This window comes from Streptomyces albireticuli (genome assembly GCF_002192455.1).
GTDB lineage: Bacteria > Actinomycetota > Actinomycetes > Streptomycetales > Streptomycetaceae > Streptomyces > Streptomyces albireticuli_B.
Genome location: NZ_CP021744.1, coordinates 2330835 through 2353111, shown reverse-complemented (window position 1 = coordinate 2353111; position 22277 = coordinate 2330835). Strand labels below are relative to the sequence as shown.

Below are 22277 nucleotides of genomic sequence, written 5' to 3'. Positions count from 1 at the left end.
GACAGCGCGTCAACAGGTGTCGGGCGGGGGCCGACTGGCCGTACAGTCGTCCCCGTTCGTTCCCATCGGCCAAGAGAGAGCGGCGAGCGTCAAGGTGGACGTGCAGAAGAAGCTCGACGAGATCGTGGCGACCGTCTCCGGAGCCCGGTCCATGCCCATGTCGGCCTCCTGCGTGGTCAACCGCTCCGAGCTGCTCGCCCTGCTGGCCGAGGTCCGCTCCGCGCTGCCCGACTCCCTGGCCCGGGCCGAGGAACTCATCGACGGCCGGGAGCGGCTCGTCGCCGACGCCCGCGAGGAGGCGGAGCGGATCATCGAGTCCGCCCGCGCCCACCGCGGGTCGCTGATCTCCGACACCGAGGTCGCCCGGCAGTCCCAGGACGAGGCCGACCGCATCCTCGCGGCCGCCCGCCGCGAGGCCGAGGAGATCCGCGCCGAGGCCGACGACTACGTCGACAGCAAGCTCGCCAACTTCGAGGTCGTCCTCACCAAGACCCTGGGCTCGATCGACCGGGGCCGCGAGAAGCTCCTGGGCCGCGCCGGACCGGGCACCGCCGACCCCGACGGCACGCTCGACGACGTCCCGGAGCCCAGCTCCGACCCGCGCGTCCAGAAGGAGCGCGTCGACGCCTACGCCGACGCCCGGCTCGGCGCCGTCGCGGCCGTCCTCGCCGGCACCCTCGAAGCCGTGGGCAAGGGCCGCCAGAAGCTGCTCGGCGCCCGCCCGGCCGACGAGCTGGGAGCCCACATGGCCGCCCAGGAGCAGCTCCCCGCGGGCCACCGCACCAGTGACGCCGACTTCCTCGCCGAGCTGGCCGCGCCCCAGCGGACCGCCGCGCGGACCGCACCGGCCGCGCAGACCGGGCACGCCGCCCCGGCGGGCCCCGCCGAGCCGGAGGTGGTCTCGGTGACGTCGCTGCCCGCCCGGCCGCCCGCCCAGCCCGACTACACCGGCCACGGCGGCTACGCCGACCCCTATGCCGCGGCCTACCAGCCGGACCCGTACGTCTACCCGTCGTACGCCCCGCAGGCCGACCCGTACGCCCCGCAGGGCGGCTACACCCAGCACGACCCCTACGCCTGGCCCGCGCAGGCCGCCACGGACGGCTACGGGGCGCAGGGCGGCTATGTGCCGGAGCCCCGGCATCAGGAGTCGCAGCAGCCGCAGGCAGCCCATGAGTCCCACCAGTCTCATCAGGCCCACCGGCCTCAGCTCGACGAGACCAGCCTCTTCGACACGAGCATGATCGACCTCGATCAGCTGCGCCGGTACGAACAGGGGCTCTGACGGCCCGGAGCGCCCCGGCCCGGCGCTGAACAGCCGGTACCCGGCCGCCGCCCGGCCGCCGATTGGGTCTACGGCGGCCCGTCCAGTATCCTGGCTCATCGGTCGCGTGTGCATTCGCGATCAGGGCTGCCCGCGACGCCTCCGAGCGTCGGGCGCGGCCGACACCGCAGCGTAGAAAGCAGGAAACCCTGAACGCCCGCCTTGATCACCGTTCCCCTCTCGTGTTCGACACGCGTGAGCTGGGCCGGCGTCCCGGCGCGCTGAAGAGGGTCGCCCGCTCCGTCCCGGCCCCCGCGGACCTCGGCATCGAGGTCATCGGGATCGCCGAGGGCGCGACGGTGGAGCTCGACCTCCGACTGGAGTCGGTCATGGAAGGGGTGCTTGTCACAGGCACCGCCCGTGCGCCGCTGACAGGGGAGTGCGTAAGGTGTCTGGAGCCGCTGGAGCGAGAGCTCGACGCGGACTTCCAGGAGATGTACTCCTACCCCGACGCCGACGCCCGGAGCCGCCTCGCGGCCACGGACGACGACGCCGAGGAAGACGAGGAGGACACGCTCTTCCTCGAGGACGACATGATCGACCTCGAACCCGTGCTGCGGGATGCGGTGGTGCTCTCACTGCCGCTGCAGCCGGTGTGCCAGGAAGACTGCCCCGGCCTGTGCTCCGAGTGCGGAGCGCGGCTGGCGGACGACCCGGACCACCACCATGAGTCCGTCGACATCCGTTGGGCGGCACTGAAGGGACTCGCCGGTTCACCCCAGGACGGCGAGATGGACAACGCACCCCGTTCCGACGGGGATGACTCACAGGAGAAGTAGCCGTGGCTGTTCCGAAGCGGAAGATGTCGCGCAGCAACACGCGCCACCGCCGGTCGCAGTGGAAGGCTGCGGTCCCCACCCTGGTGGCATGCGCTAGCTGCCACGAGCCGAAGCTCCAGCACATCGCGTGCCCGAGCTGCGGCACCTACAACAAGCGCCAGGTCCTCGAGGTCTGATCGGCGGGTGACAGGCTTCATGTCAGACGCCACCAGGTCGTCCCGCACTCGCGGGAACGAACCGGAACCGAAGGCGCCGACGGACACGGCCTCGTCTCACACGCTTCTGGAAGGGCGGCTCGGGTACAGACTCGAGACCGCCCTTCTGGTGCGTGCGCTGACTCACCGTTCCTACGCGTACGAGAACGGCGGGCTGCCCACCAACGAACGACTGGAGTTCCTCGGGGACTCCGTGCTCGGTCTGGTGGTCACGGACACGCTCTACCGCATCCACCCCGACCTCCCCGAGGGCCAGCTCGCCAAGCTGCGCGCCGCGGTGGTCAACTCCCGTGCGCTGGCCGAGGTCGGCCGCGGACTGGAGCTGGGCTCCTTCATCCGGCTCGGCCGCGGTGAAGAGGGCACGGGGGGTCGCGACAAGGCGTCCATCCTCGCCGACACCCTGGAAGCGGTGATCGGGGCGGTCTATCTGGACCAGGGCCTCGAAGCCGCCGGCGAGCTCGTGCACCGGCTCTTCGATCCGCTGATCGAGAAGTCCTCGAACCTCGGCGCCGGCCTGGACTGGAAGACCAGCCTCCAGGAACTGACCGCCACCGAGGGGTTGGGCGTCCCGGAGTACCTCGTCTCCGAGACCGGTCCCGACCACGAGAAGACCTTCACGGCTGCTGCCCGCGTCGGTGGTGTCGCGTACGGCACCGGCACCGGCCGCAGCAAGAAGGAAGCGGAGCAGCAGGCGGCGGAAGCCGCCTGGCGCGCCATCCACGAGGCGGCGGAGGCCCGTGCGGCCGAGGCCAAGGCAGAGGCCGAGGCCGACGCCACTTCGTGACGCTCGCGTCGTCGATCGCCGGGTGTGCCCTTCGGGCCACCCGGCGATCGCGATGACGGCGCCGTACCCTTGAGGACTCTTCCGGAGGAGCACCGTGCCCGAACTGCCCGAGGTCGAGGTCGTCCGGCGCGGCCTGGAGCGATGGATCTGCGGGCGCACGGTCGCGGAGGTGGAGGTCCTGCACCCCCGCGCGATCCGCCGGCACCTCGCGGGCCCCGACGACTTCGCCGCCCAGCTGACCGGCCGCCGCCTCGGCGTGGCTCACCGGCGCGGCAAATACCTCTGGCTGCCCCTGGAGGCCGAACCGGCCGAGGGCCCGGCCGAAGGCCCCACCACTCCGGACCGGTCCGTCCTCGCGCACCTGGGCATGAGCGGCCAGCTCCTCGTCCAGCCGCACGACGCCCCCTCCGAGAAGCACCTGCGCATCCGCGTCCGCTTCGCCGACGCCACCCCCACGGAGCTGCGCTTCGTGGACCAGCGCACCTTCGGCGGCCTGTCGCTGCACGACACCGTGACCGGCGACCCCGAAGGCCTCCCCGACGTGATCGCGCACATCGCGCGCGACCCCCTGGACCCCGGCTTCGACGAGGCCGCCTTCCACGCCGCCCTGCGCCGGCGCCGCACGACCGTCAAGCGGGCCCTGCTCGACCAGTCGCTGATCAGCGGCGTCGGCAACATCTACGCCGACGAGGCGCTGTGGCGCTCCCGGCTGCACTACGACCGCCCGACGGCCACCCTGACCCGCCCGCGCAGCGCCGAGCTCCTCACGCACATCCGCGAGGTCATGAACGAGGCCCTGGCAGTCGGCGGCACCAGCTTCGACAGCCTCTACGTCAACGTGAACGGCGAGTCGGGCTACTTCGACCGGTCCCTGGACGCGTACGGGCGCGAGGACGAGCCGTGCCGCCGCTGCGGCACGGCCATGCGCCGGCGGCCCTGGATGAACCGGTCCAGCTACTTCTGCCCGCGCTGCCAGCGCCCGCCGCGCCCGGCCTGACGGACACCGGGTCAGTAGCCGAAGTCCTGGGTCCACCAGGGGCCGTTCGCGCCGTTGAGGTTCACCCCGATCCCGAGGGTGCGGTACGCGCGGTTGAGGATGTTGGCGCGGTGGCCGGTGCTGCGCATCCAGGCCTCCATCACGGCGCGGGCGTCCGGGTGGCCGCGGGCGATGTTCTCGCCGCCGAGATTGCCGATGCCGCGCTTGGCGGCGCGGTCCCAGGGCGTCCGGCCGTCCGGGTCGGTGTGGGAGAAGAAGCCGCGCCGGGCCATGTCGTCGCTGAAGGACTGGGCGAGCACGCTGAGCCGGTGGCTGGCGACCAGGGGTGTGAGACCCGCCTTGGCCCGCTCCTCGTTGACCAGGGCCAGGATCTGGGCCACCGGGCCCGCCCGGAGGGTGTCGGCCGCGGGTTCCGAGGGCCGGGCGCCCGCGGAGCCGGTGTTGTACGCGACGGCCGGGGTGGCGGTGACGGGGCTCGGGGGGCCGTGCGCCTCGTCCGCGGGAGCGGGGGAAGAGGGGTCGGCTGCGGGCCGCTGTGCCGAGGGTGTCCCGGAGTCGGCCGGGGCGGGGGTGTCGAACCGGGCGACGGGGGCGGTGCGGCCGTGCGGGCGCTCCGCGCCGTGGCCCACCGGGAGCCGGCCGCGCCCGGGAGCGGGGGCGACGGGTGGTTCGGCCCCGGTCTCCAGCGCGGGCGGGTCCTCGGTCCGCACCTGCCCGCCGCCGCTGGGGCCGCTGCCGAGCTGGAGGGCGTCACCGCCGGAGAAGAAGCCGGAGGCGACGGCGACCACGCCCATCGCCATCGCGGCGGAGGCGCCCAGCAGCCCCGTGCGTACGGGGGCCTTGGCCCGGGTGCGTGACGAGGGCGGGGGCGCGGGGGGCGCAGGGGGCGCGACGGGCCTGTCGGGCCTGGCGGGTGTCGTGGGGAGCGGGATCGTCGGGTGAGGGGGGCCGGAACCGGCCGCCCTGCGGGGCGGGGGAGCGGGGGCCGCGGGGGAGTCGCCGGCGTGCGACGGGGGGTCTGGGGGGCAGAGCGTCGATGGCGACCCATCCGCTGCCTTCCTTACGTGCTCGGCGTTGTGGTGCGTCACTCGTACGGGCTAGACCTGTTGAGCGGCGACTGTACGGCAATAGGGACGGGGTCAAAGTGCTGCGTACGCAATTGGCCGGTTAGCGTGCAGACATGAACGAAGATGTCCGTCTGACGGTCTGGGTCCGTGGTCATGTGCAGGGTGTCGGCTTCCGCTGGTTCACCCGCGAGAACGCTTTGCGTATCGGAGGGCTCGCCGGCTTCGCCTCGAATCTCGCCGACGGACGGGTGCAGGTCGTCGCGGAGGGCGGTCGCCTGAGCTGCGAACAATTGCTCGATTGGCTGCGTGACGGTGACACGCCCGGCCGCGTGGACGGCGTCACCGAGCTCTGGGGTACGCCACGCGGGGGTTATGACGGTTTCGAGATTCGTTGACCCCTACCGATCAAAAAAACGAATCTTCTCCCGGGAAGACGGGAGAAGACCCGGGAGGGGGGTCGTGAAGAAGGGGCGGCGTGGGCCGCGATGACCTTATTGATATGCCGCTGGCATATTCGGAAGGCAGAAATTCCCTGATGGTTGCCAACTCGGCCCCGGCGTGGAAGGCTGCCACTCAACGGATGATCTCCACGCCCCTCCGGGCCCCAGGTCGGATGGTCGCCGCGCATTCTGCGCCGCGCACCCTTGGGACGCCTGCGGATACGGGGTGTGATCGTGTTGACCGTCAAAACTTTTGGTGAGACTCTGGAAGCCCCGCGCACCTTAGCTGTTTGGCATTGAAGACGCAGTAGCGATGGCAGACACCGCGGGTGCGAATCCCTCACGACCCACACCGCTTCGGTCGGTCACTCAGTGTGGAGGACCATCCATCATGGCAAAGGCGCTTCTCGGTTACGTCGGCGGCTCCGACCCCCGAGTCCTCTCCGAGATGCGACGGCTTCAGCAGCGTGTCCAGGACCTGGAATCCGAGCTCATTCGGATGCAGGCCGAGAACGACGCGCTGTCTGCCGCCGCTCACCACGGCGACTCGTTGCTCGACAGCATCGACGTATCCCACGCGGAGCCTGCGCTCGCCTGACCGCCAGCCCTGCCCCGGGGGCCTGGTCGGGCTGCACTGTCAGCCGCTTGAGAGTTGCAAGGGACGCTTCGGCGTCCCTTCGTCGTATCCCGCCAGGCCGCGGCTGTCCGATCGTATGACCGTCAGACGATTGCGGTCGATTTTTTCGTTTTTTCCTTTGCCCCCCTCACGACACTGATGTGCCCGGGACGTTCCGGCGTGAAACCAAAAAGGGAAACGGGGGCCGGGCCGGCGGGCTCGTGCCGGGTGCCGTGGCGACGCCGTGGCCGTGGGCACCCGGGCGGTAGAGTCCTTCCGCGTGCACCTCAAGAGCTTGACCCTGCGTGGGTTCAAATCCTTCGCTTCCGCGACGACCCTGCGCTTCGAACCGGGCATCACCTGTGTCGTCGGCCCCAACGGGTCGGGTAAGTCCAACGTCGTCGACGCCCTTTCCTGGGTCATGGGCGAGCAGGGCGCGAAGTCGCTGCGCGGCGGCAAGATGGAGGACGTCATCTTCGCCGGGACGACCGGCCGCCCGCCGCTGGGCCGCGCCGAGGTCTCCCTCACGATCGACAACTCCGACGGCGCGCTCCCCATCGACTACGCCGAGGTCACCATCACGCGGACGATGTTCCGCAACGGCGGCAGCGAGTACCAGCTCAACGGCGACACCTGCCGGCTGCTCGACATCCAGGAGCTGCTCTCCGACTCCGGCATCGGCCGCGAGATGCACGTCATCGTCGGCCAGGGGCAGCTCGACTCCGTCCTGCACGCCGACCCGACGGGCCGCCGGGCCTTCATCGAGGAGGCCGCGGGCGTACTGAAACACCGCAAACGCAAAGAGAAAGCGCTGCGGAAGCTCGACGCCATGCGCGCCAACCTCGCGCGCGTGCAGGACCTGACCGACGAACTCCGGCGCCAGCTCAAGCCGCTCGGGCGGCAGGCGGCGGTCGCCCGCCGGGCCGCGGTCATCCAGGCGGATCTGCGCGACGCCCGGCTGCGGCTGCTCGCCGACGACCTCGTGACCCTGCGGGAGGCGCTGCGCGCGGAGCTCGCGGACGAAGCCGCGCTCAAGGCCCGCAAGGAGGCCGCCGAGGCCGATCTCCGCGAGGCGGCGCTGCGCGAGGCCGCGCTGGAGGAGCAGGTCCGCGCCCTCACCCCGCGGCTGGCTCAGGCCCAGCAGACCTGGTACGAGCTGTCCCGGCTCGCGGAGCGGGTGCGCGGCACGATCGGCCTGGCGGACCAGCGCGTCACGAGCGCCACCTCGGCACCCGGCGAGGAGCGGCGCGGCCGCGACCCGGAGGACCTGGAGCGCGAGGCGGCCCGGATCCGCGAGCAGGAGGCCGAGCTGGAGGCGGCCCTGGAAGCGGCGGGCCGCGCCCTGGAGGACACGGCGGAGCACCGCGCGGAGCTGGAGCGCCGCCTGGCGGAGGAGGAACGGCGGCTCAGGGACGCCGCGCGGGCCGTCGCCGCCCACCGCGAGGGCCTGGCCCGGCTCCAGGGAAAGGTGACCGCGGCCCACGGCCGCGCGGCCTCCGCCCAGGCCGAGATCGACCGGCTGGCCGCCGCCCGCGACGAGGCCCTGGAGCGGGCCACCGCCGCACAGGAGGAGTACGAGCGCCACCGCGCCGAGGTCGAAGGGCTCGACGCCGGCGACGCGGAGCTCGCCGGTCTGTACGAGGAGGCCCGCCGGGAGCTGGCCGCCGCCGAGGCCGCCCTGACCGAGGCCCGCGAGACGGCGACGACGACCGAGCGCCGCCGCGCCGCGACCGCCGCCCGCCGCGACGCCCTTGCGCTCGGCTTGCGCCGTAAGGACGGCACGGGCGCGCTGCTGGCCGCGCAGGAACGATTGGGCGGACTGCTCGGACCGGCGGCGGAACTGCTCTCCGTCGCCCCCGGCCACGAACTGCCGGTCGCCGCCGCGCTGGGCGCGGCCGCCGACGCCCTGGCCGTCACGGACACGGCGACCGCGGCCGGGGCCCTACGGCTGCTCCGTAAGGACGACGCGGGACGGGCGGCACTCCTGATCGCACAGGCGACCCCGGCACCCGAGGACGCTCCCGCGCCCCGCCCCGCCGGCCTGCCGGCGGGCGCCGTGCCCGCCACCGACCTCGTCCGCGGACCCGCCGGTCCGCTGGCCGCCGTCGCGCGGCTGCTGCGGGACGTCGTGGTCGTCGCGACGCTGGAGGACGCCGAGGAGCTGGTCACGGCGCGCCCGGAGCTCACCGCCGTCACCGCCGAAGGCGATCTGCTCGGCTCCCACTTCGCGCAGGGAGGCTCCGGCGGCGCCCCGAGCCTCCTGGAGGTCCACTCGGCGGTGGACGAGGCCACGGCCGAACTCACCGGACTGGACGCCCGGTGCGCGGAGCTGGCGGCCGCTCAGCGCGCCGCCGGCGAACGGCGTGCGGCGTGCGCCGCGCGCGTGGAGGAGCTCGCGGCCCGGCGCAGCGTCGCGGACCGCGAGAAGTCCCAGGTCGCGCAGGCGCTGGGACGGCTCGCCGGACAGGCGCGCGCGGCGGCCGACGAGGCGGGCAGGACGGCCGCCGCCGTGACCCGGGCCGAGGAGGCGCTCGTCCGGGCCACTGAAGAGGCCGGGGAACTCGCCGAACAGCTGGCCGTGGCGGAGGAGGCGGCTCCCGAGGACACCGAGGAGCCGGACACCGCCGTCCGCGACCGGCTCGCGGCCGACGGGGCCAACGCCCGCCAGACCGAGATGGAGGCGCGCCTCCAGGTCCGTACGCACGAGGAGCGGGTCAAGGCGCTCGCCGGACGGGCGGACGGCCTCGACCGCGCGGCACGCGCCGAGCGGGAGGCGCGGGCGCGCGCCGAACAGCGGCGCGCCCGGCTGCGGCACGAGGCGCGGGTCGCCTCGGCCGTGGCGGCCGGCGCCCGGCAGCTGCTGGCGCACGTCGAGGTGTCGCTGGTCCGCGCCGAGGGGGAGCGCACCCACGCCGAGGCGGCGAAGGCCGAGCGGGAACGCGAGCTGGTCGCCGAGCGGAACCGGGGCCGGGAGCTCAAGGGCGAGCTCGACAAGCTCACGGACTCGGTGCACAAGGGCGAGGTCCTGGGCGCCGAGAAGCGCCTGCGCATCGAGCAGCTGGAGGCCAGGAGCCTGGAGGAGCTGGGCGTGGAACCGGCGGCCCTGGTCGCGGAGTACGGGCCCGACCAGCCCGTACCGCAGGCGCCGGCCGAGGACGAGGAGTCGTCGGACGACATCGCCGTGCCGTACGTACGGGCCGAGCAGGAGAAGCGGCTGAGGGCGGCCGAGCGCGCGTACCAGCAGCTGGGCAAGGTGAACCCGCTGGCCCTGGAGGAGTTCGCGGCGCTGGAGGAGCGGCACCAGTTCCTCTCCGAACAGCTGGAGGACCTGAAGAAGACCCGCAGCGATCTCCTTCAGGTGGTGAAGGACGTCGACAGAAGGGTCGAGGAGGTCTTCACGGAGGCCTACCGGGACACGGCCCGTGAGTTCGAGGGAGTGTTCTCCCGGCTCTTCCCCGGGGGCGAGGGACGGCTCGTCCTGACCGATCCCGGCGACATGCTCGCGACGGGCGTGGACGTCGAGGCGCGCCCGCCGGGGAAGAAGGTCAAGCGGCTGTCCCTGCTGTCCGGCGGCGAGCGCTCGCTGACCGCGGTGGCGCTGCTGGTGGCGATCTTCAAGGCCCGCCCGAGCCCGTTCTACGTGATGGACGAGGTCGAGGCGGCGCTGGACGACACCAACCTCCAGCGGCTGATCAGGATCATGGAAGAGCTCCAGGAGAGCTCCCAGCTGATCGTGATCACTCATCAGAAGCGGACCATGGAGGTCGCGGACGCGCTCTACGGCGTCTCCATGCAGGGGGACGGGGTTTCCAAGGTCATCAGCCAGCGTCTGCGGTGATCGTCTTCAAGTGTTGAACGCAACAGTGGGGAAGCTCTGAGGAAACTTCTTGGTTACGACCTATTGACTTAGAAAATTGAAGGCATAAGGTCTGCACCGTTGCTAATACCTTCAAGTGGTGGGCCCCAAGGAGTTATGCCCCACTTGAAGGGCCAGCCCCCCACGCCCGGCAATGCCGCCGGGCCTCAGGAGTTCACGTTGACCAGCACTGCGATGGCGCAGGGGTCCGAGGGCCGCAAGGCCCAGCCGGACCACCTCGGCCATGTCATCTTCATCACCGCGGCAGCGGCCATGGGTGGCTTCCTCTTCGGCTACGACAGTTCCGTGATCAACGGCGCTGTCGAGGGCATCCGCGGGAAGTACGACATCGGCTCCGCCGCTCTGGCCCAGGTCATCGCCATCGCCCTGATCGGCTGCGCGATCGGTGCCGCCACCGCGGGCCGCCTCGCGGACCGCATCGGCCGGATCCGCGTCATGCAGATCTCCGCGACGCTCTTCACGATCAGCGCGGTCGGCTCGGCACTGCCCTTCGCCCTCTGGGACCTCGCCTTCTGGCGCGTCCTCGGCGGCATCGCCATCGGTATGGCCTCGGTCATCGGCCCGGCCTACATCGCCGAGGTCTCCCCGCCCGCGTACCGCGGCCGCCTCGGCTCCTTCCAGCAGGCCGCCATCGTGGTGGGCATCGCCGTCTCCCAGCTCGTCAACTGGGGCATCCTCAACCTCGCCGACGGCGACCAGCGCGGTCACGTGATGGGCATCGAGGCCTGGCAGCTGATGCTCGGCGTCATGGTCGTCCCGGCCGTCCTCTACGGCCTGCTCTCCTTCGCGATCCCCGAGTCGCCGCGCTTCCTGATCTCCGTCGGCAAGATCGACCGCGCGAAGGCCGTCCTGGCCGAGGTCGAGGGCCGCGGCATCGACCTCGACAAGCGCGTCGCCGAGATCGAGCTGGCCATGCACAGCGAGCAGAAGTCCACCTTCAAGGACCTCCTCGGCGGCAAGGCGGGCCTGCTGCCCATCGTCTGGGTCGGCATCGGCCTCTCGGTCTTCCAGCAGCTCGTCGGCATCAACGTGGCCTTCTACTACTCGGCCACCCTCTGGCAGTCCGTCGGCATCGACCCGAGCGACTCGTTCCTCTACTCGTTCACCACGTCGATCATCAACATCGTCGGCACCGTGATCGCGATGATCTTCGTCGACCGCATCGGCCGCAAGCCGCTCGCGCTCGTCGGCTCCGCCGGTATGGCCGTCTCCCTGGCCCTGGAGGCCTGGGCCTTCTCCGCCAAGGCCGCCGACGGCTCCCTGCCGACCACCGAAGGCACGGTGGCCCTGATCGCGGCCCACGCGTTCGTGCTCTTCTTCGCCCTCTCGTGGGGTGTCGTGGTCTGGGTCTTCCTCGGCGAGATGTTCCCGAACCGCATCCGTGCCGCGGCGCTCGGTGTGGCGGCGTCCGCGCAGTGGGTCGCCAACTGGGCCATCACCGCGAGCTTCCCGAGCCTGGCGGACTGGAACCTGTCCGGTACGTACGTGATCTACACGGTCTTCGCCGTGCTCTCGATCCCCTTCGTGATGAAGTTCGTGAAGGAGACCAAGGGCAAGGCGTTGGAGGAGATGGGCTAACCCCCCCGCTGCCCTCTCCTCAAGGGCGCTGCCCCGGCTCACCGACGAGCCGGGGCAGCGCCCTTTGGCGTGTACAGGCGACGACGGAGAAGGCGACCTCTCGACCCGTGGTGGGCTCTGACCGGGTGGGCCGAGAACGCCGGGGGCGACACCCGGAGCGCCCCGCCCCCTGCCCCAGCCCCCACCGGCCCACGCCGAAGGCGGCGCGGCGCGGCGGCGGACCACGGCGGGGGCAGGGGCGGCGCAGGACCCGCACCCCGGAGGCGGCCCGCACCGGCGGACGAGCCGGCGCCGCAGAAGCCACCCGCACAATCAGCCCCACACAAACAGCCCCGCACAAACAGAAACGCCCCCTCCGCCGCAGCAGCAGCGAAGGGGACGTTCGTTGAACCAGCCGCACCCGATGAATCAGGCGCAGACGCGCTAGGCCGCGACCTTCTCCGGGGAGGAAGAACCGGCCTCGACCGCGTCCTCGGAGGAGCCGCCCTCCTTCGGCGTGGGCAGCACCGCCATCAGGATCGCCGAGATGGCGATCGTCGCGGCCCAGCTCAGGCCGTACTTGCCGACGAAGGTGGAGGCCAGCGGACCGGTGAACCAGTCGCACTTGGTGAAGCAGATGCCGGCGGCCAGGGCGACGGTCCACGCCGTCATCGCCTGCCAGCAGAAACCGCCGACGTACCAGTAGCGGCTGGTGCGGCCGGTGTCCATCAGGCCCTCCGCGTCGTAGCGCACGGCGCGCGACCGGCGGCGGGCCATGTCGACGGCGTAGACGCCGATCCAGGCGGAGAAGGAGACCGCGAGCAGGATCAGGAAGGTGATGAAGGAGCTGAGGAAGCTCTTCGCGACCAGCATCAGCAGCAGGCCGCCGACCAGCGAGATCAGGGCGTTGATGCTGACGGCCATCGCGCGCGGCAGCTTCACGCCCATGGTCTGGGCGGTGAAGCCGGCGGAGTACATCGAGAGGCTGTTGATCAGCAGCATGCCGACGATCGCGGTGATCAGGTACGGCACGGCCAGCCAGGTCGGCAGGATGTCGCCGAGGAAGGAGACCGGGTCCGGCGCGTCGGCCAGACCGGGGGTGGCCACGGCCATGACCGCGCCCATCAGCACCATCGGGACCATCACCAGACCGGCACCGGAGATCGTCACACCGGCGATCTTCTTGCCGGACGCGGCGTGCGGGAGGTAGCGCGTGAAGTCGGGGCCGGTGGGCACCCAGCTGATGCCGCCGGCGGCGATGGTGCCGATACCGGCGATCATCATCGCCGTGGTGCCGGCGGGCTTGGAGAAGACGTCGTCCCAGTGGATGTTGGCGATCAGATAGCCGAGCACCAGCACGCTGAAGATGCCGAAGAGGTACGTCGACCACGTGTTGCAGACGTTCAGGGCCTTACGGCCCATGCCGCTCACCAGGAAGGTGCAGGCGACGAACACGAACAGCGTGATGACGATGAGGATGTTGTTGCTCTTGATGCCGAAGAGCAGATCGAGAACGGTCAGCACCGCGTACGCGCCGGTGACCGCGTTGATCGTCTCCCAGCCGAAGCGGGCGACCCACAGGATCGCGCCCGGGAAGAGGTTGCCGCGGACGCCGAAGGTCGCGCGGGAGAGCATCGCGCCCGGGGCGCCGCCCCACTTGCCGGAGACCGACAGCACGCCGACCATGCCGAACGACGCGAGCGCGGCGCACGCGGCGACGATGAGGACCTGCCAGAAGTTCAGCTGGTTGAAGACCACCAGGGCGGCGCCCATGGTGAGCAGCAGCACGCTGATGTTGGCGGCGACCCAGGTCGGGAAGAGCTCGCGGACCCTGCCGTGGCGCTCGTGATCCGGTACGGGCTCGATGCCGCGGGTTTCTATTGCGCCTTCGGAATCGGCGGGGACGACGTTGTCCATGTGGGGGGCTCCGTGCGGGTGAAGCGGGGGCGGGTCAAGCGCTGAGGCCTGGGCAGAAAGAGACGCTGCGGACTCTACGCGCGTCACACAGGGTCACGCCATCGTACTTTGCTCCAACTTTGGTCGGTTAGTGGCTTTGGTCCTTGTCGTTAAGTACGAACTGGGTAGCAAGTCACATGTCAGCGGCGCGGCCGTGCGCCGACGGCGAGGTGTCCGATACTGGGTGCGTTATGGAAATCGTCATCCTTGCTGTAGTCATCGCTGTGGTCGCGCTCGGCGCGATCAGCGGGCTCGTGGTCAGCAGCCGTAAGAAGAAGCAGCTGCCCCCGGCCCCGCCGAGCAGCCCGTCCGTCACCGCGCCGCCCGCCGAGCCACACGTCGGCGAGGAGGCCGAGACCCCGACCGCTGAACCCCGCAGGCCCATCGAAGAGGTGGACCTGCCCGTCGCCGAGGCCCCCGCGGCCGAGGCGCCCGTCGTCGAGCCGGAGCTCCCCGAGGCCCCGGCCGCCCCCGAGATCGAGGTCCCGGAGCCCACCGCCGGCCGGCTCGTCCGGCTGCGCACCCGGCTCTCCCGCTCCCAGAACTCCCTCGGCAAGGGTCTGCTGACCCTGCTCTCCCGTGAGCACCTCGACGAGGACACCTGGGAGGAGATCGAGGACACCCTCCTCACCGCCGATGTCGGCGTCGCCCCCACCCAGGAGCTGGTGGAGCGGCTGCGCGAGCGCGTCCGGGTGCTCGGCACCCGCACGCCCGACGAGCTGCGCACCCTGCTCCGCGAGGAGCTCCTCACCCTCATCGGCACGGACTCCGACCGCAGCGTCCACACCGAACCCGGCGTGGGCGTGAACGGCGAGGAGAAGCCGGGCGTCGTCCTGGTCGTCGGCGTCAACGGCGTCGGCAAGACCACGACCACCGGCAAGCTCGCCCGGGTGCTCGTCGCGGACGGCAAGTCCGTGGTCCTCGGCGCGGCCGACACCTTCCGCGCCGCCGCCGCCGACCAGCTCCAGACCTGGGGCGAGCGCGTCGGTGCGCGTACGGTCCGCGGGCCCGAGGGCGGCGACCCGGCGTCGATCGCCTTCGACGCCGTCAAGGAGGGCATCGCCGAGGGCGCCGACGTCGTCCTCATCGACACCGCCGGCCGCCTGCACACCAAGACCGGCCTCATGGACGAGCTCGGCAAGGTCAAGCGCGTCGTGGAGAAGCACGGCTCGGTCGACGAGGTGCTGCTCGTCCTCGACGCCACCACCGGTCAGAACGGCCTGGTCCAGGCGCGGGTCTTCGCCGAGGTCGTGGACATCACCGGCATCGTGCTCACCAAGCTCGACGGCACCGCCAAGGGCGGCATCGTCGTCGCCGTCCAGCGTGAGCTGGGCGTGCCGGTGAAGCTGGTGGGTCTCGGTGAGGGCGCGGACGACCTCGCGCCGTTCGAGCCGGAGGCGTTCGTCGACGCCCTGATCGGGGAGTGACGCCGGACGGCCGGTGAGACCGGCCGTCCGGTGACCCGGAGTCGCCGGATCATCCGGAGGGGCACACTCTCCCGGACCATGTCGGGGCCCCGCCGCAGGTGCAGCTGCGGCGGGGCCCCGACGTCTGTGCGGGCGGTGGTCCGCCCATGGCTCCCGGGGCGCTCAGCCGCGGGACGGCGTGCGGTGGCAGACATACGCCAGGGTGCCCAGCAGCAGCCGGGCCTCCGGAGGGCGGCCCGCCGTGTCCAGCGTCGGCGCGCGCAGCCAGCGCATGGGGCCCAGGCCCGCGTGGTCGGAGGGCGGGGCCGTGATGTGGTCGCCGGGGCCCAGACAGCGCAGGTCGAGCCGGGCGTCGTCCCAGCCCATGCGGTAGAGGAGCTGGGGGAGCTCGGCGGCGGCGCCGGGCGCCACGAAGAACAGCGCCCGGCCGTGCGGCGTCAGCGCCACCGGGCCCAGCGGCAGCCCCATCCGCTCCAGCCGGGCCAGCGCGTGCCGGGCGACCGGCTCGGCGACCTCCAGGACGTCGAACGAGCGGCCCACGGGCAGCAGGACGGCGGCGCCCGGCACCTCGGCCCACGCGGCCGCGGCGGCGTGGAGCGTGGCACCCGCGGGGACCGGCGGCGCGAAGGACAGCGGGTGCGCGCCGGGGGAGGGGCAGTCGTCGGCGCCGCACGAACACATCACGCCCCCGCCGCGGGTGGCGCGGGCGCCCGGGACGACGTCCCATCCCCACAGGCCGGTGTACTCCGCCACCGTGGTCGCGTACTCCGACGCGCGTCCGCGGCGCCGAGAGCTCGAGCGCAGGTCCCGGATGCCGCCGATTGTGAAGCCCATGCCCCCTCCAACGGGTCGTGCTCGCCGATGGTTACGACTCGGAGTGTCTCGAACACGGACGGTTGCTGAATCCCTTTCCGTGGCGGCGTGACGGTGCGCGACAGGTGGTGCGGAGCGGGCCATGCGCCATGGCGCGCTCCGGTCCGCCCCCGTCCTGATCGCCATGTGTCAAGTCAATCGCGTAGAGGTGCGGTTGAGTTCATTCCTTGGGGTGGCGAATGGTGGCGTTTACTGGACTGCACTCGCGGGAGCGGTGATCGTAGGATTACTTTCGGTGCACGGACCCAAGGAGATGCACCCACCGGCGGGTACGCCCGAGGGCGTGGCCCGTACCGCCGCTCGGTCGTTACTACCCCTGACCGGGGTGTTGCATCGCCGGACGCGCCGCCGCGACGGACGGCGGGCTGTCCGCGGTTCACGCACAGAGCAGAGTTTCGGGATGGGGGCTTCCAGGTGGGCGGCAACGGCAGCGGCGCCGAAGGTGCCGAAAGGGCCGACAAGGCCGACAGGTCCGATCGGCCCGATCGGGCCGAGAAGCGTCCCAACGAGCAGTTGGGCTCCTGGTTCCTGCGCAGCGGCTGGTCGAAGGGCGAGCTGGCGCGCCAGGTCAACCGCAGAGCGCGACAGCTCGGCGCCCATCACATCAGCACGGACACCTCACGTGTCCGCCGCTGGCTCGACGGCGAGCAGCCGCGCGAGCCGATCCCGAAGATCCTCTCCGAGCTGTTCTCCGAGCGCTTCGGCTGTGTCGTCGGCATCGAGGACATCGGCCTGCGCACCGCCCATCAGTCGCCCTCCGTCTCGGGGGTCGACCTGCCCTGGGCGGGCCCCCAGACCGTGGAGCTCATCAGCGAGTTCTCCCGCAGCGACCTGATGCTGGCCCGCCGGGGCTTCCTCGGCGCCTCCCTCGCCCTCTCCGCCGGCCCCGCGCTGATCGAGCCCATGCAGCGCTGGCTGGCCCCCGGCCCGTCCGGCCGCGACTTGCGCGACGGGCAGTCCGCCGCCCGCGCGTCCCGCCTCTCCGCGCCCGAGCTGGACCTCCTCGAGTCCACGACCATGATGTTCCGGCAGTGGGACGCCCAGTGCGGCGGCGGCCTGCGCCGCAAGGCCGTCGTCGGCCAGCTCCACGAGGTCACCGACCTGCTCCAGGAGCCCCAGCCGGAAGCCACCTCCAAGCGGCTCTTCCGGGCCGCCGCCGAGCTGGCCGAGCTGGCCGGCTGGATGAGCTACGACATCGGCCTCCACCCCACCGCGCAGAAGTACTTCGTGCTGGCCCTGCACGCCGCCAAGGAAGCCGGCGACCGCCCCCTCGGCTCGTACATCCTCTCCAGCATGAGCCGGCAGATGATCCATCTCGGCCGGCCGGACGACGCCCTGGAGCTGATCCACCTCGGGCAGTACGGCTCCCGCGAGACGGCCACCTCCCGCACCCAGGCGATGCTCTACGCCGTCGAGGCCCGCGCCTACGCCAACATGGGCCAGCCCGCCAAGTGCAAGCGCGCGGTGAACATGGCGGAGGACTGCTTCTCCGACTGTGCCACGGGCGACGGCGACCCCGACTGGATCCGCTTCTTCTCCGAGGCCGAGCTCAACGCCGAGAACGCCCACTCCTACCGCGACCTCGCCTATGTGGCCGGCCGCAGCCCGACCTACGCCTCCCTCGCGCGCCCCAAGATGGAGCGAGCGGTCGAGCTCTTCGAGCAGGACACGGAGCACCACCGGTCGTATGCGCTCAACCTCATCGGCATGGCCACCGTGCACCTGATGGAGCGCGAGCCCGAGCAGTCCACGGTCCTCGCCGGGAGGGCGCTGAAGATCGCCAAGCAGGTCCGCTCGGAGCGGGTCAACAACCGCCTCCGCAAGACCGTGGACAACGCCGTCCGGGACTTCGGCGAGGTCGCCGAGGTCGTCGCGCTCACCGAACAGCTGGGCGTCCACCTGCCGGAATCGGCGGAGGCCGTGCACGCGGTCTGAGCTTCTTCCGGCCCCTGATCCCGGCCGCGGCGACCTTCCCGTACAGCCCGACTCGGCTCCCCCACGCCAGGTCACACAGGGCGGTCGTCGCGGTCGGTCGCCCGATGACGAACGGGCGACACCGAGCGGAACGGCGTCCCCCCGCGGTTCATCCGGGCGTAACACGCACGGGGCCATCGTCACTGCCGCGAAACAACCGGCCGCATCGACTGAAATCCCGCTGCGCGAACCTCATGGCGAAAACCGGCCCGCTGAGATCCTGCCCGTACGGGCCGCCGCTGTGAGGGGACGCGACCGTGAATGGCGCAGATACCGCTTTCGTATTGATCAGTGCCGCGCTCGTCATGCTGATGACACCGGGGCTGGCCTTCTTCTACGGCGGCATGGTGCGGGTCAAGAGCGCCCTCAACATGCTGATGATGTCCTTCATCTCGCTCGGCATCGTCACCGTGCTGTGGGTCCTCTACGGCTACTCCCTCGCCTTCGGCGACGACCTCGGCGCCGGCCTGCTGGGGAACTTCGACCACATCGGCCTCAAGGGCATCAGCCCGGAGACCCTGACCGGCGGCAAGGAAGGCATCCCCGTCTTCGCCTTCGCCCTCTTCCAGCTGATGTTCGCGGTCATCACCCCCGCGCTGATGAGCGGGGCACTCGCGGACCGGGTGAAGTTCAGCGCCTGGGCCGTCTTCATCACCCTCTGGGTGTCGGTCGTCTACTTCCCCGTCGCCCACTGGGTCTGGCAGGCCGACGGCTGGCTCTTCAAGCTCAAGGTGATCGACTTCGCCGGCGGCACGGCCGTCCACATCAACGCGGGCGTCGGCGCCCTCGCCGCGGTGCTCGTGGTCGGCAAGCGCATCGGCTTCAAGAAGGACCCGATGCGCCCGCACAGCCTGCCGCTGGTGATGCTCGGCGCGGGCCTGCTGTGGTTCGGCTGGTTCGGCTTCAACGCCGGCTCGGCGCTCGCCGCCAACGGCACCGCCGCTAACATGGCGCTGAACACCCAGGTGGCGACCGGCGCCGCGATGCTCGGCTGGCTCGCCTACGAGCGCGTCCGGCACGGCGCGTTCACCACGCTCGGCGCCGCCTCCGGAGCCGTCGCGGGCCTCGTCGCCATCACCCCGGCCGGCGCGGCCGTGGGCGCCTTCGGGGCGATCCTCATCGGCCTCGTGGCCGGAGCCGTCTGTGCCTGGGCCGTCGGCATCAAGTTCAAGCTCGGCTTCGACGACTCCCTCGACGTGGTCGGCGTGCACCTGGTCGGCGGCGTCATCGGCACCCTGCTCGTCGGACTCCTCGCCACCGACGGCGTCGGCGGCCTCACCCAGCTCGGCCGGCAGGCCGCCGGGGCGTTCTCGGTGATGGCCTACTCCTTCGTCGTCTCCTGGCTCCTGGCCGAGCTGGTCGACCGGACGATCGGCCTCCGGGCCGCCGAGGACGACGAGCTCGGCGGCATCGACCAGGCGTTCCACGCCGAGACCGCCTACGACTTCAGCGCGGTCGGCGGCGTCTCCGCCACCCGCGGCGGCGGACACCCCGCCGTCCCCGGCCACGCCGCTCCGGGCCGGGACGACGAGAGCGGCACGCAGGACAAGCAGGCGAACAAGAAGGTGGACGCATGAAGCTCATCACCGCGGTCGTCAAGCCGCACATGGTCGACGAGATCAAGGCCGCACTACGGGCCATCGGCGTCCGGGGCATGACCGTCAGCGAGGCCAGCGGATCCGGCCGGCAGCGCGGCCACACCGAGGTCTACCGCGGCGCCGAGTACACCGTCGACCTCGTACCGAAGATCCGCATAGAGGTCCTCGCCGAGGACGGCGACGCCGACAGGGTCGTCGACACCGTCGTCGGAGCCGCCCGCTCGGGGGACCAGGGAAAGATCGGCGACGGCAAGGTCTGGGTGGTCCCCGTCGAGACCGTCGTCCGCGTCCGGACCGGCGAGCGCGGACCCGACGCCCTGTGAACCCAGGAGGGAGCCTGTGTTGACGGACACCCCGGCCACCACGGCGAGCGACCCCCGCCCCGACGGCTACGCGGCGGCCCGGCTGCGCCTCCTGCACCAGGGCGCGCTGACCGGACCGCCGCGCCGCGCCGCGCTCGCCCGGCTCACCGACCAGTGGCTGGCCGCGCTGCTCGGCGAGGCGCGGGGCGTCGCCCTCGTGGCCGTCGGCGGCTACGGACGAGGGGAGCTGTCCCCGCGCAGCGACCTCGACGTCATGCTGCTGCACGACGGCTCCGCGGACGCCTCGAAGATCGCCGCCGTCGCCGACCGCGTCTGGTACCCCGTGTGGGACATGGGCCTCGCGCTCGACCACTCCGTGCGCACCCCGGCCGAGGCCCGTAAGACCGCCGCCGGCGACCTCAAGGTCCACCTCGGCCTGCTCGACGCCCGCCACCTCGGCGGCGACGACCGGCTCACCGCCGCCCTGCGCGCCACCGCCTACGCCGACTGGCGGGCCCAGGCGCCGCTCAGGCTGCCGGAGCTGCGCGAGCTCGGCGAGGAGCGGGCCCGGCGCCAGGGCGAACTGCGGTTCCTGCTGGAGCCCGACCTCAAGGAGGCGCGCGGCGGGCTCCGCGACGCCACCGCCCTGCGCGCCGTCGCCGCCTCCTGGCTGGCGGACGCCCCGCGCGAGGGCCTGGAGCGGGCCCGCGGCCTGCTGCTCGACACCCGGGACGCCCTGCACCTGGTCACCGGCCGCGCCACCGACCGGCTCGCCCTCCAGGAGCAGGACCAGATCGCCACGGCCCTCGGCCTGCCCGGCGCCGACGCCCTGCTGCGCGAGGTCTACGAGGCCGCGCGCACCGTCTCGTACGCCGCCGACGTGACCTGGCGCGAGGTCGGCCGCGTCCTGCGCGCCCGCTCCGGGCGGCCCCGGCTGCGGCGGATCCTCGGCGGCCGCGGCGGGCGGGGCGGGTTCGTGGAGCCCGAGCGGGTGCCGCTGGCCGAAGGCGTCGTCGAGCAGGACGGCGAGGCCGTGCTGGCCCGTACGGCCCGGCCCGAGCGCGACCCCGTGCTGCCGCTGCGCGCCGCCGCCGCGGCGGCGCAGGCGGGCCTGCCGTTGTCCCCGCACGCCGCGCGGCGGCTCGCGGCCACCGTGGGCCCGCTGCCGGTGCCCTGGCCCGCCGAGGCCCGCGAGGCGCTCGTCACGCTGCTCGGCGCGGGCGAGCCGGCCGTCGTGGTCTGGGAGGCCCTCGACGCCGAGGGCCTCGTCTCCCGGCTGCTGCCCGAATGGGAGCACGTGCGCTCGCGCCCGCAGCGCAACCCGGTGCACCGCTGGACCGTCGACCGCCACCTCGTGGAGACGGCCGTCCGCGCGGCGGGCCTCGCGCGCGGTGTGGGCCGCCCCGATCTGCTGCTCGTCGCCGCTCTGCTGCACGACATCGGCAAGGGCCGGCCCGGCGACCACTCCGCGGCCGGCGAGGCCCTCACCCGGGAGGCGGCCGCCCGGATCGGCTTCGGACCCGCCGACACCGAGGTCCTGGCCACGCTCGTCCGCCACCACCTGCTGCTCGTCGAGACCGCCACCCGCCGCGACCTCGACGACCCCGCGACCGTCCGCGCCGTCACCGACGCCGTCGCGCACCCCGGCACCCTGGAGCTGCTGCACGCCCTCACCGAGGCCGACGCCCTCGCCACCGGACCCGCGGCCTGGAGCACCTGGCGCGCCTCGCTGGTGGCGGACCTGGTGCGCCGCGCGGCCGCCGCCCTCGCGGACGGCGCCGCCCCGGACCGCCGCGCCCCGGGCCCGCCCTCCGCCGAGGACGCCCGCGTCGTCGCCGAGGCCCTGCGCACCGGCGGCCCGGCCGTGCGGCTGCGCTCGCGCCCGGAGGGCACGGCCCCGGACGACGCGGCCGTCCCGGTCGGCGTCGAGCTGACGATCGCCGTCCCCGAGCGGTCCGGGGTGCTGCCCGCGACGGCCGGCCTGCTGGCCCTGCACCGCCTCACGGTCCGCGCCGCGGAGCTGCGGGCCGTCGACGGCGCACTGCTGCTGAACTGGCGGGTGGCGACGGAGTTCGGCTCCCTGCCGGAGCCCGCGCACCTGCGCAACGACCTCGTGCGGGTGCTGGACGGCTCGCTCGACGTCGTGGCACGGCTGGCCGAGCGCGAGGCCGCGTACAGCGACCGGCGCAGGGGAATTACGCACGCGCCGCCCCGGGTGACCGTCGCCGCCGGCGGATCGCGGGACGCGACGGTGCTGGAGGTGCGGGCCCAGGACGCCCCGGGACTGCTGCACCGCATCGGCCGGGCCCTGGAGGCGGCGGGGGTGTGGGTGCGCAGCGCGCACGTCTCGACGCTGGGTTCCAACGCCGTGGACGCGTTCTATGTGACGACGGGGGAGGGGGCTCCGCTGACGGCCGGAGCGGCCGCCTCCGTCGCCTCCGAGGTGGAGCAGGTACTGGGCGGCTGACCGCACCAGGAGTGTGCGGATACC

At 72.5% G+C, this 22277-nt stretch carries 17 protein-coding genes; 14 read left to right on the top strand and 3 right to left on the bottom strand.

The annotated features are described in order from the left end of the window. Positions 1 to 94 precede the first annotated feature (94 nt). The 5 genes from SMD11_RS09710 to mutM all read left to right on the top strand — a co-directional run bounded on the left by SMD11_RS09710 (position 95) and on the right by mutM (position 4099). Positions 95 to 1285 (top strand): cell division initiation protein, encoded by a 1191-nt coding sequence (locus SMD11_RS09710; RefSeq protein ID WP_087926071.1) that lies wholly within the window; start codon positions 95 to 97, stop codon positions 1283 to 1285. A gap of 221 nt (positions 1286 to 1506) precedes the next feature. Next, positions 1507 to 2103 (top strand): YceD family protein, encoded by a 597-nt coding sequence (locus SMD11_RS09705; RefSeq protein WP_199843835.1) that lies wholly within the window; start codon positions 1507 to 1509, stop codon positions 2101 to 2103. A gap of 2 nt (positions 2104 to 2105) precedes the next feature. Further along, positions 2106 to 2279: a 50S ribosomal protein L32 gene (gene rpmF, locus SMD11_RS09700; RefSeq protein ID WP_030087884.1), complete on the top strand. Its 174-nt coding sequence runs from the start codon at positions 2106 to 2108 to the stop codon at positions 2277 to 2279. A 19-nt stretch (positions 2280 to 2298) separates the two neighbouring features. Beyond that, positions 2299 to 3102, top strand: coding sequence for a ribonuclease III (gene rnc, locus SMD11_RS09695; RefSeq protein ID WP_087926070.1), 804 nt, complete (start codon positions 2299 to 2301; stop codon positions 3100 to 3102). Between the two features lie 94 nt (positions 3103 to 3196). Further along, positions 3197 to 4099, top strand: a complete 903-nt coding sequence (gene mutM, locus SMD11_RS09690) for a bifunctional DNA-formamidopyrimidine glycosylase/DNA-(apurinic or apyrimidinic site) lyase (protein ID WP_087926069.1) — start codon at positions 3197 to 3199, stop codon at positions 4097 to 4099. An 11-nt stretch (positions 4100 to 4110) separates the two neighbouring features. Here the strand turns inward: mutM and SMD11_RS09685 are convergent, their stop codons facing one another. Further along, the gene (locus SMD11_RS09685) at positions 4111 to 4899 is read right to left on the bottom strand and encodes a CAP domain-containing protein (RefSeq protein WP_087926068.1); all 789 of its coding nucleotides are present in this window, start codon (positions 4897 to 4899) and stop codon (positions 4111 to 4113) included. 380 nt (positions 4900 to 5279) lie between these two features. On the opposite strand from SMD11_RS09685, the gene SMD11_RS09680 reads away from it, so the two are divergent. From SMD11_RS09680 to SMD11_RS09665, 4 genes are all read left to right on the top strand, one after another. Further along, complete coding sequence (locus SMD11_RS09680; protein WP_087926067.1) at positions 5280 to 5561, top strand: acylphosphatase; 282 nt, start codon at positions 5280 to 5282, stop codon at positions 5559 to 5561. Positions 5562 to 5997: 436 nt separating this feature from the next. After that, entirely contained in the window at positions 5998 to 6204 is a 207-nt protein-coding gene (locus tag SMD11_RS09675) for a hypothetical protein (protein WP_087926066.1), read from the top strand. A gap of 298 nt (positions 6205 to 6502) precedes the next feature. Next, positions 6503 to 10060: a chromosome segregation protein SMC gene (smc, locus tag SMD11_RS09670; protein ID WP_087930385.1), complete on the top strand. Its 3558-nt coding sequence runs from the start codon at positions 6503 to 6505 to the stop codon at positions 10058 to 10060. Between the two features lie 198 nt (positions 10061 to 10258). After that, a complete protein-coding gene (locus tag SMD11_RS09665; RefSeq protein WP_199843834.1) occupies positions 10259 to 11677 on the top strand; it encodes a sugar porter family MFS transporter in 1419 nt (472 codons plus the stop codon). Positions 11678 to 12100: 423 nt separating this feature from the next. Here the strand turns inward: SMD11_RS09665 and SMD11_RS09660 are convergent, their stop codons facing one another. Beyond that, positions 12101 to 13573: a purine-cytosine permease family protein gene (locus SMD11_RS09660; RefSeq protein ID WP_087926064.1), complete on the bottom strand. Its 1473-nt coding sequence runs from the start codon at positions 13571 to 13573 to the stop codon at positions 12101 to 12103. A 230-nt stretch (positions 13574 to 13803) separates the two neighbouring features. Between SMD11_RS09660 and ftsY the strand changes: the two genes are divergently transcribed. Beyond that, positions 13804 to 15039, top strand: a complete 1236-nt coding sequence (ftsY, locus tag SMD11_RS09655) for a signal recognition particle-docking protein FtsY (RefSeq protein WP_087926063.1) — start codon at positions 13804 to 13806, stop codon at positions 15037 to 15039. A 162-nt stretch (positions 15040 to 15201) separates the two neighbouring features. On the opposite strand, the gene SMD11_RS09650 is transcribed toward ftsY, so the two are convergent. Continuing rightward, positions 15202 to 15873 (bottom strand): bifunctional DNA primase/polymerase, encoded by a 672-nt coding sequence (locus tag SMD11_RS09650; protein WP_087926062.1) that lies wholly within the window; start codon positions 15871 to 15873, stop codon positions 15202 to 15204. A 453-nt stretch (positions 15874 to 16326) separates the two neighbouring features. Between SMD11_RS09650 and SMD11_RS09645 the strand changes: the two genes are divergently transcribed. From SMD11_RS09645 to SMD11_RS09630, 4 genes are all read left to right on the top strand, one after another. Next, entirely contained in the window at positions 16327 to 17847 is a 1521-nt protein-coding gene (locus SMD11_RS09645; RefSeq protein ID WP_418952426.1) for a hypothetical protein, read from the top strand. A gap of 296 nt (positions 17848 to 18143) precedes the next feature. Continuing rightward, entirely contained in the window at positions 18144 to 19463 is a 1320-nt protein-coding gene (locus SMD11_RS09640; RefSeq protein ID WP_087926061.1) for an ammonium transporter, read from the top strand. Next, complete coding sequence (locus tag SMD11_RS09635) at positions 19460 to 19807, top strand: P-II family nitrogen regulator (RefSeq protein ID WP_087926060.1); 348 nt, start codon at positions 19460 to 19462, stop codon at positions 19805 to 19807. The genes SMD11_RS09640 and SMD11_RS09635 overlap by 4 nt, the downstream gene beginning before the upstream one ends. A 19-nt stretch (positions 19808 to 19826) precedes the next feature. After that, positions 19827 to 22253, top strand: a complete 2427-nt coding sequence (locus SMD11_RS09630) for a [protein-PII] uridylyltransferase (RefSeq protein ID WP_087926059.1) — start codon at positions 19827 to 19829, stop codon at positions 22251 to 22253. Positions 22254 to 22277 lie beyond the last annotated feature (24 nt).

Bases quoted from the DNA above. Each gene is read 5' to 3' on its own strand.
- rnc (WP_087926070.1), top strand. From the start codon at position 2,299: ATGTCAGACGCCACCAGGTCGTCCCGCACTCGCGGGAACGAACCGGAA.
- SMD11_RS09685 (WP_087926068.1), bottom strand. From the start codon at position 4,899: ATGGCGATGGGCGTGGTCGCCGTCGCCTCCGGCTTCTTCTCCGGCGGT.
- SMD11_RS09680 (WP_087926067.1), top strand. From the start codon at position 5,280: ATGAACGAAGATGTCCGTCTGACGGTCTGGGTCCGTGGTCATGTGCAG.
- SMD11_RS09675 (WP_087926066.1), top strand. From the start codon at position 5,998: ATGGCAAAGGCGCTTCTCGGTTACGTCGGCGGCTCCGACCCCCGAGTC.
- SMD11_RS09660 (WP_087926064.1), bottom strand. From the start codon at position 13,573: ATGGACAACGTCGTCCCCGCCGATTCCGAAGGCGCAATAGAAACCCGC.
- ftsY (WP_087926063.1), top strand. From the start codon at position 13,804: ATGGAAATCGTCATCCTTGCTGTAGTCATCGCTGTGGTCGCGCTCGGC.
- SMD11_RS09650 (WP_087926062.1), bottom strand. From the start codon at position 15,873: ATGGGCTTCACAATCGGCGGCATCCGGGACCTGCGCTCGAGCTCTCGG.
- SMD11_RS09635 (WP_087926060.1), top strand. From the start codon at position 19,460: ATGAAGCTCATCACCGCGGTCGTCAAGCCGCACATGGTCGACGAGATC.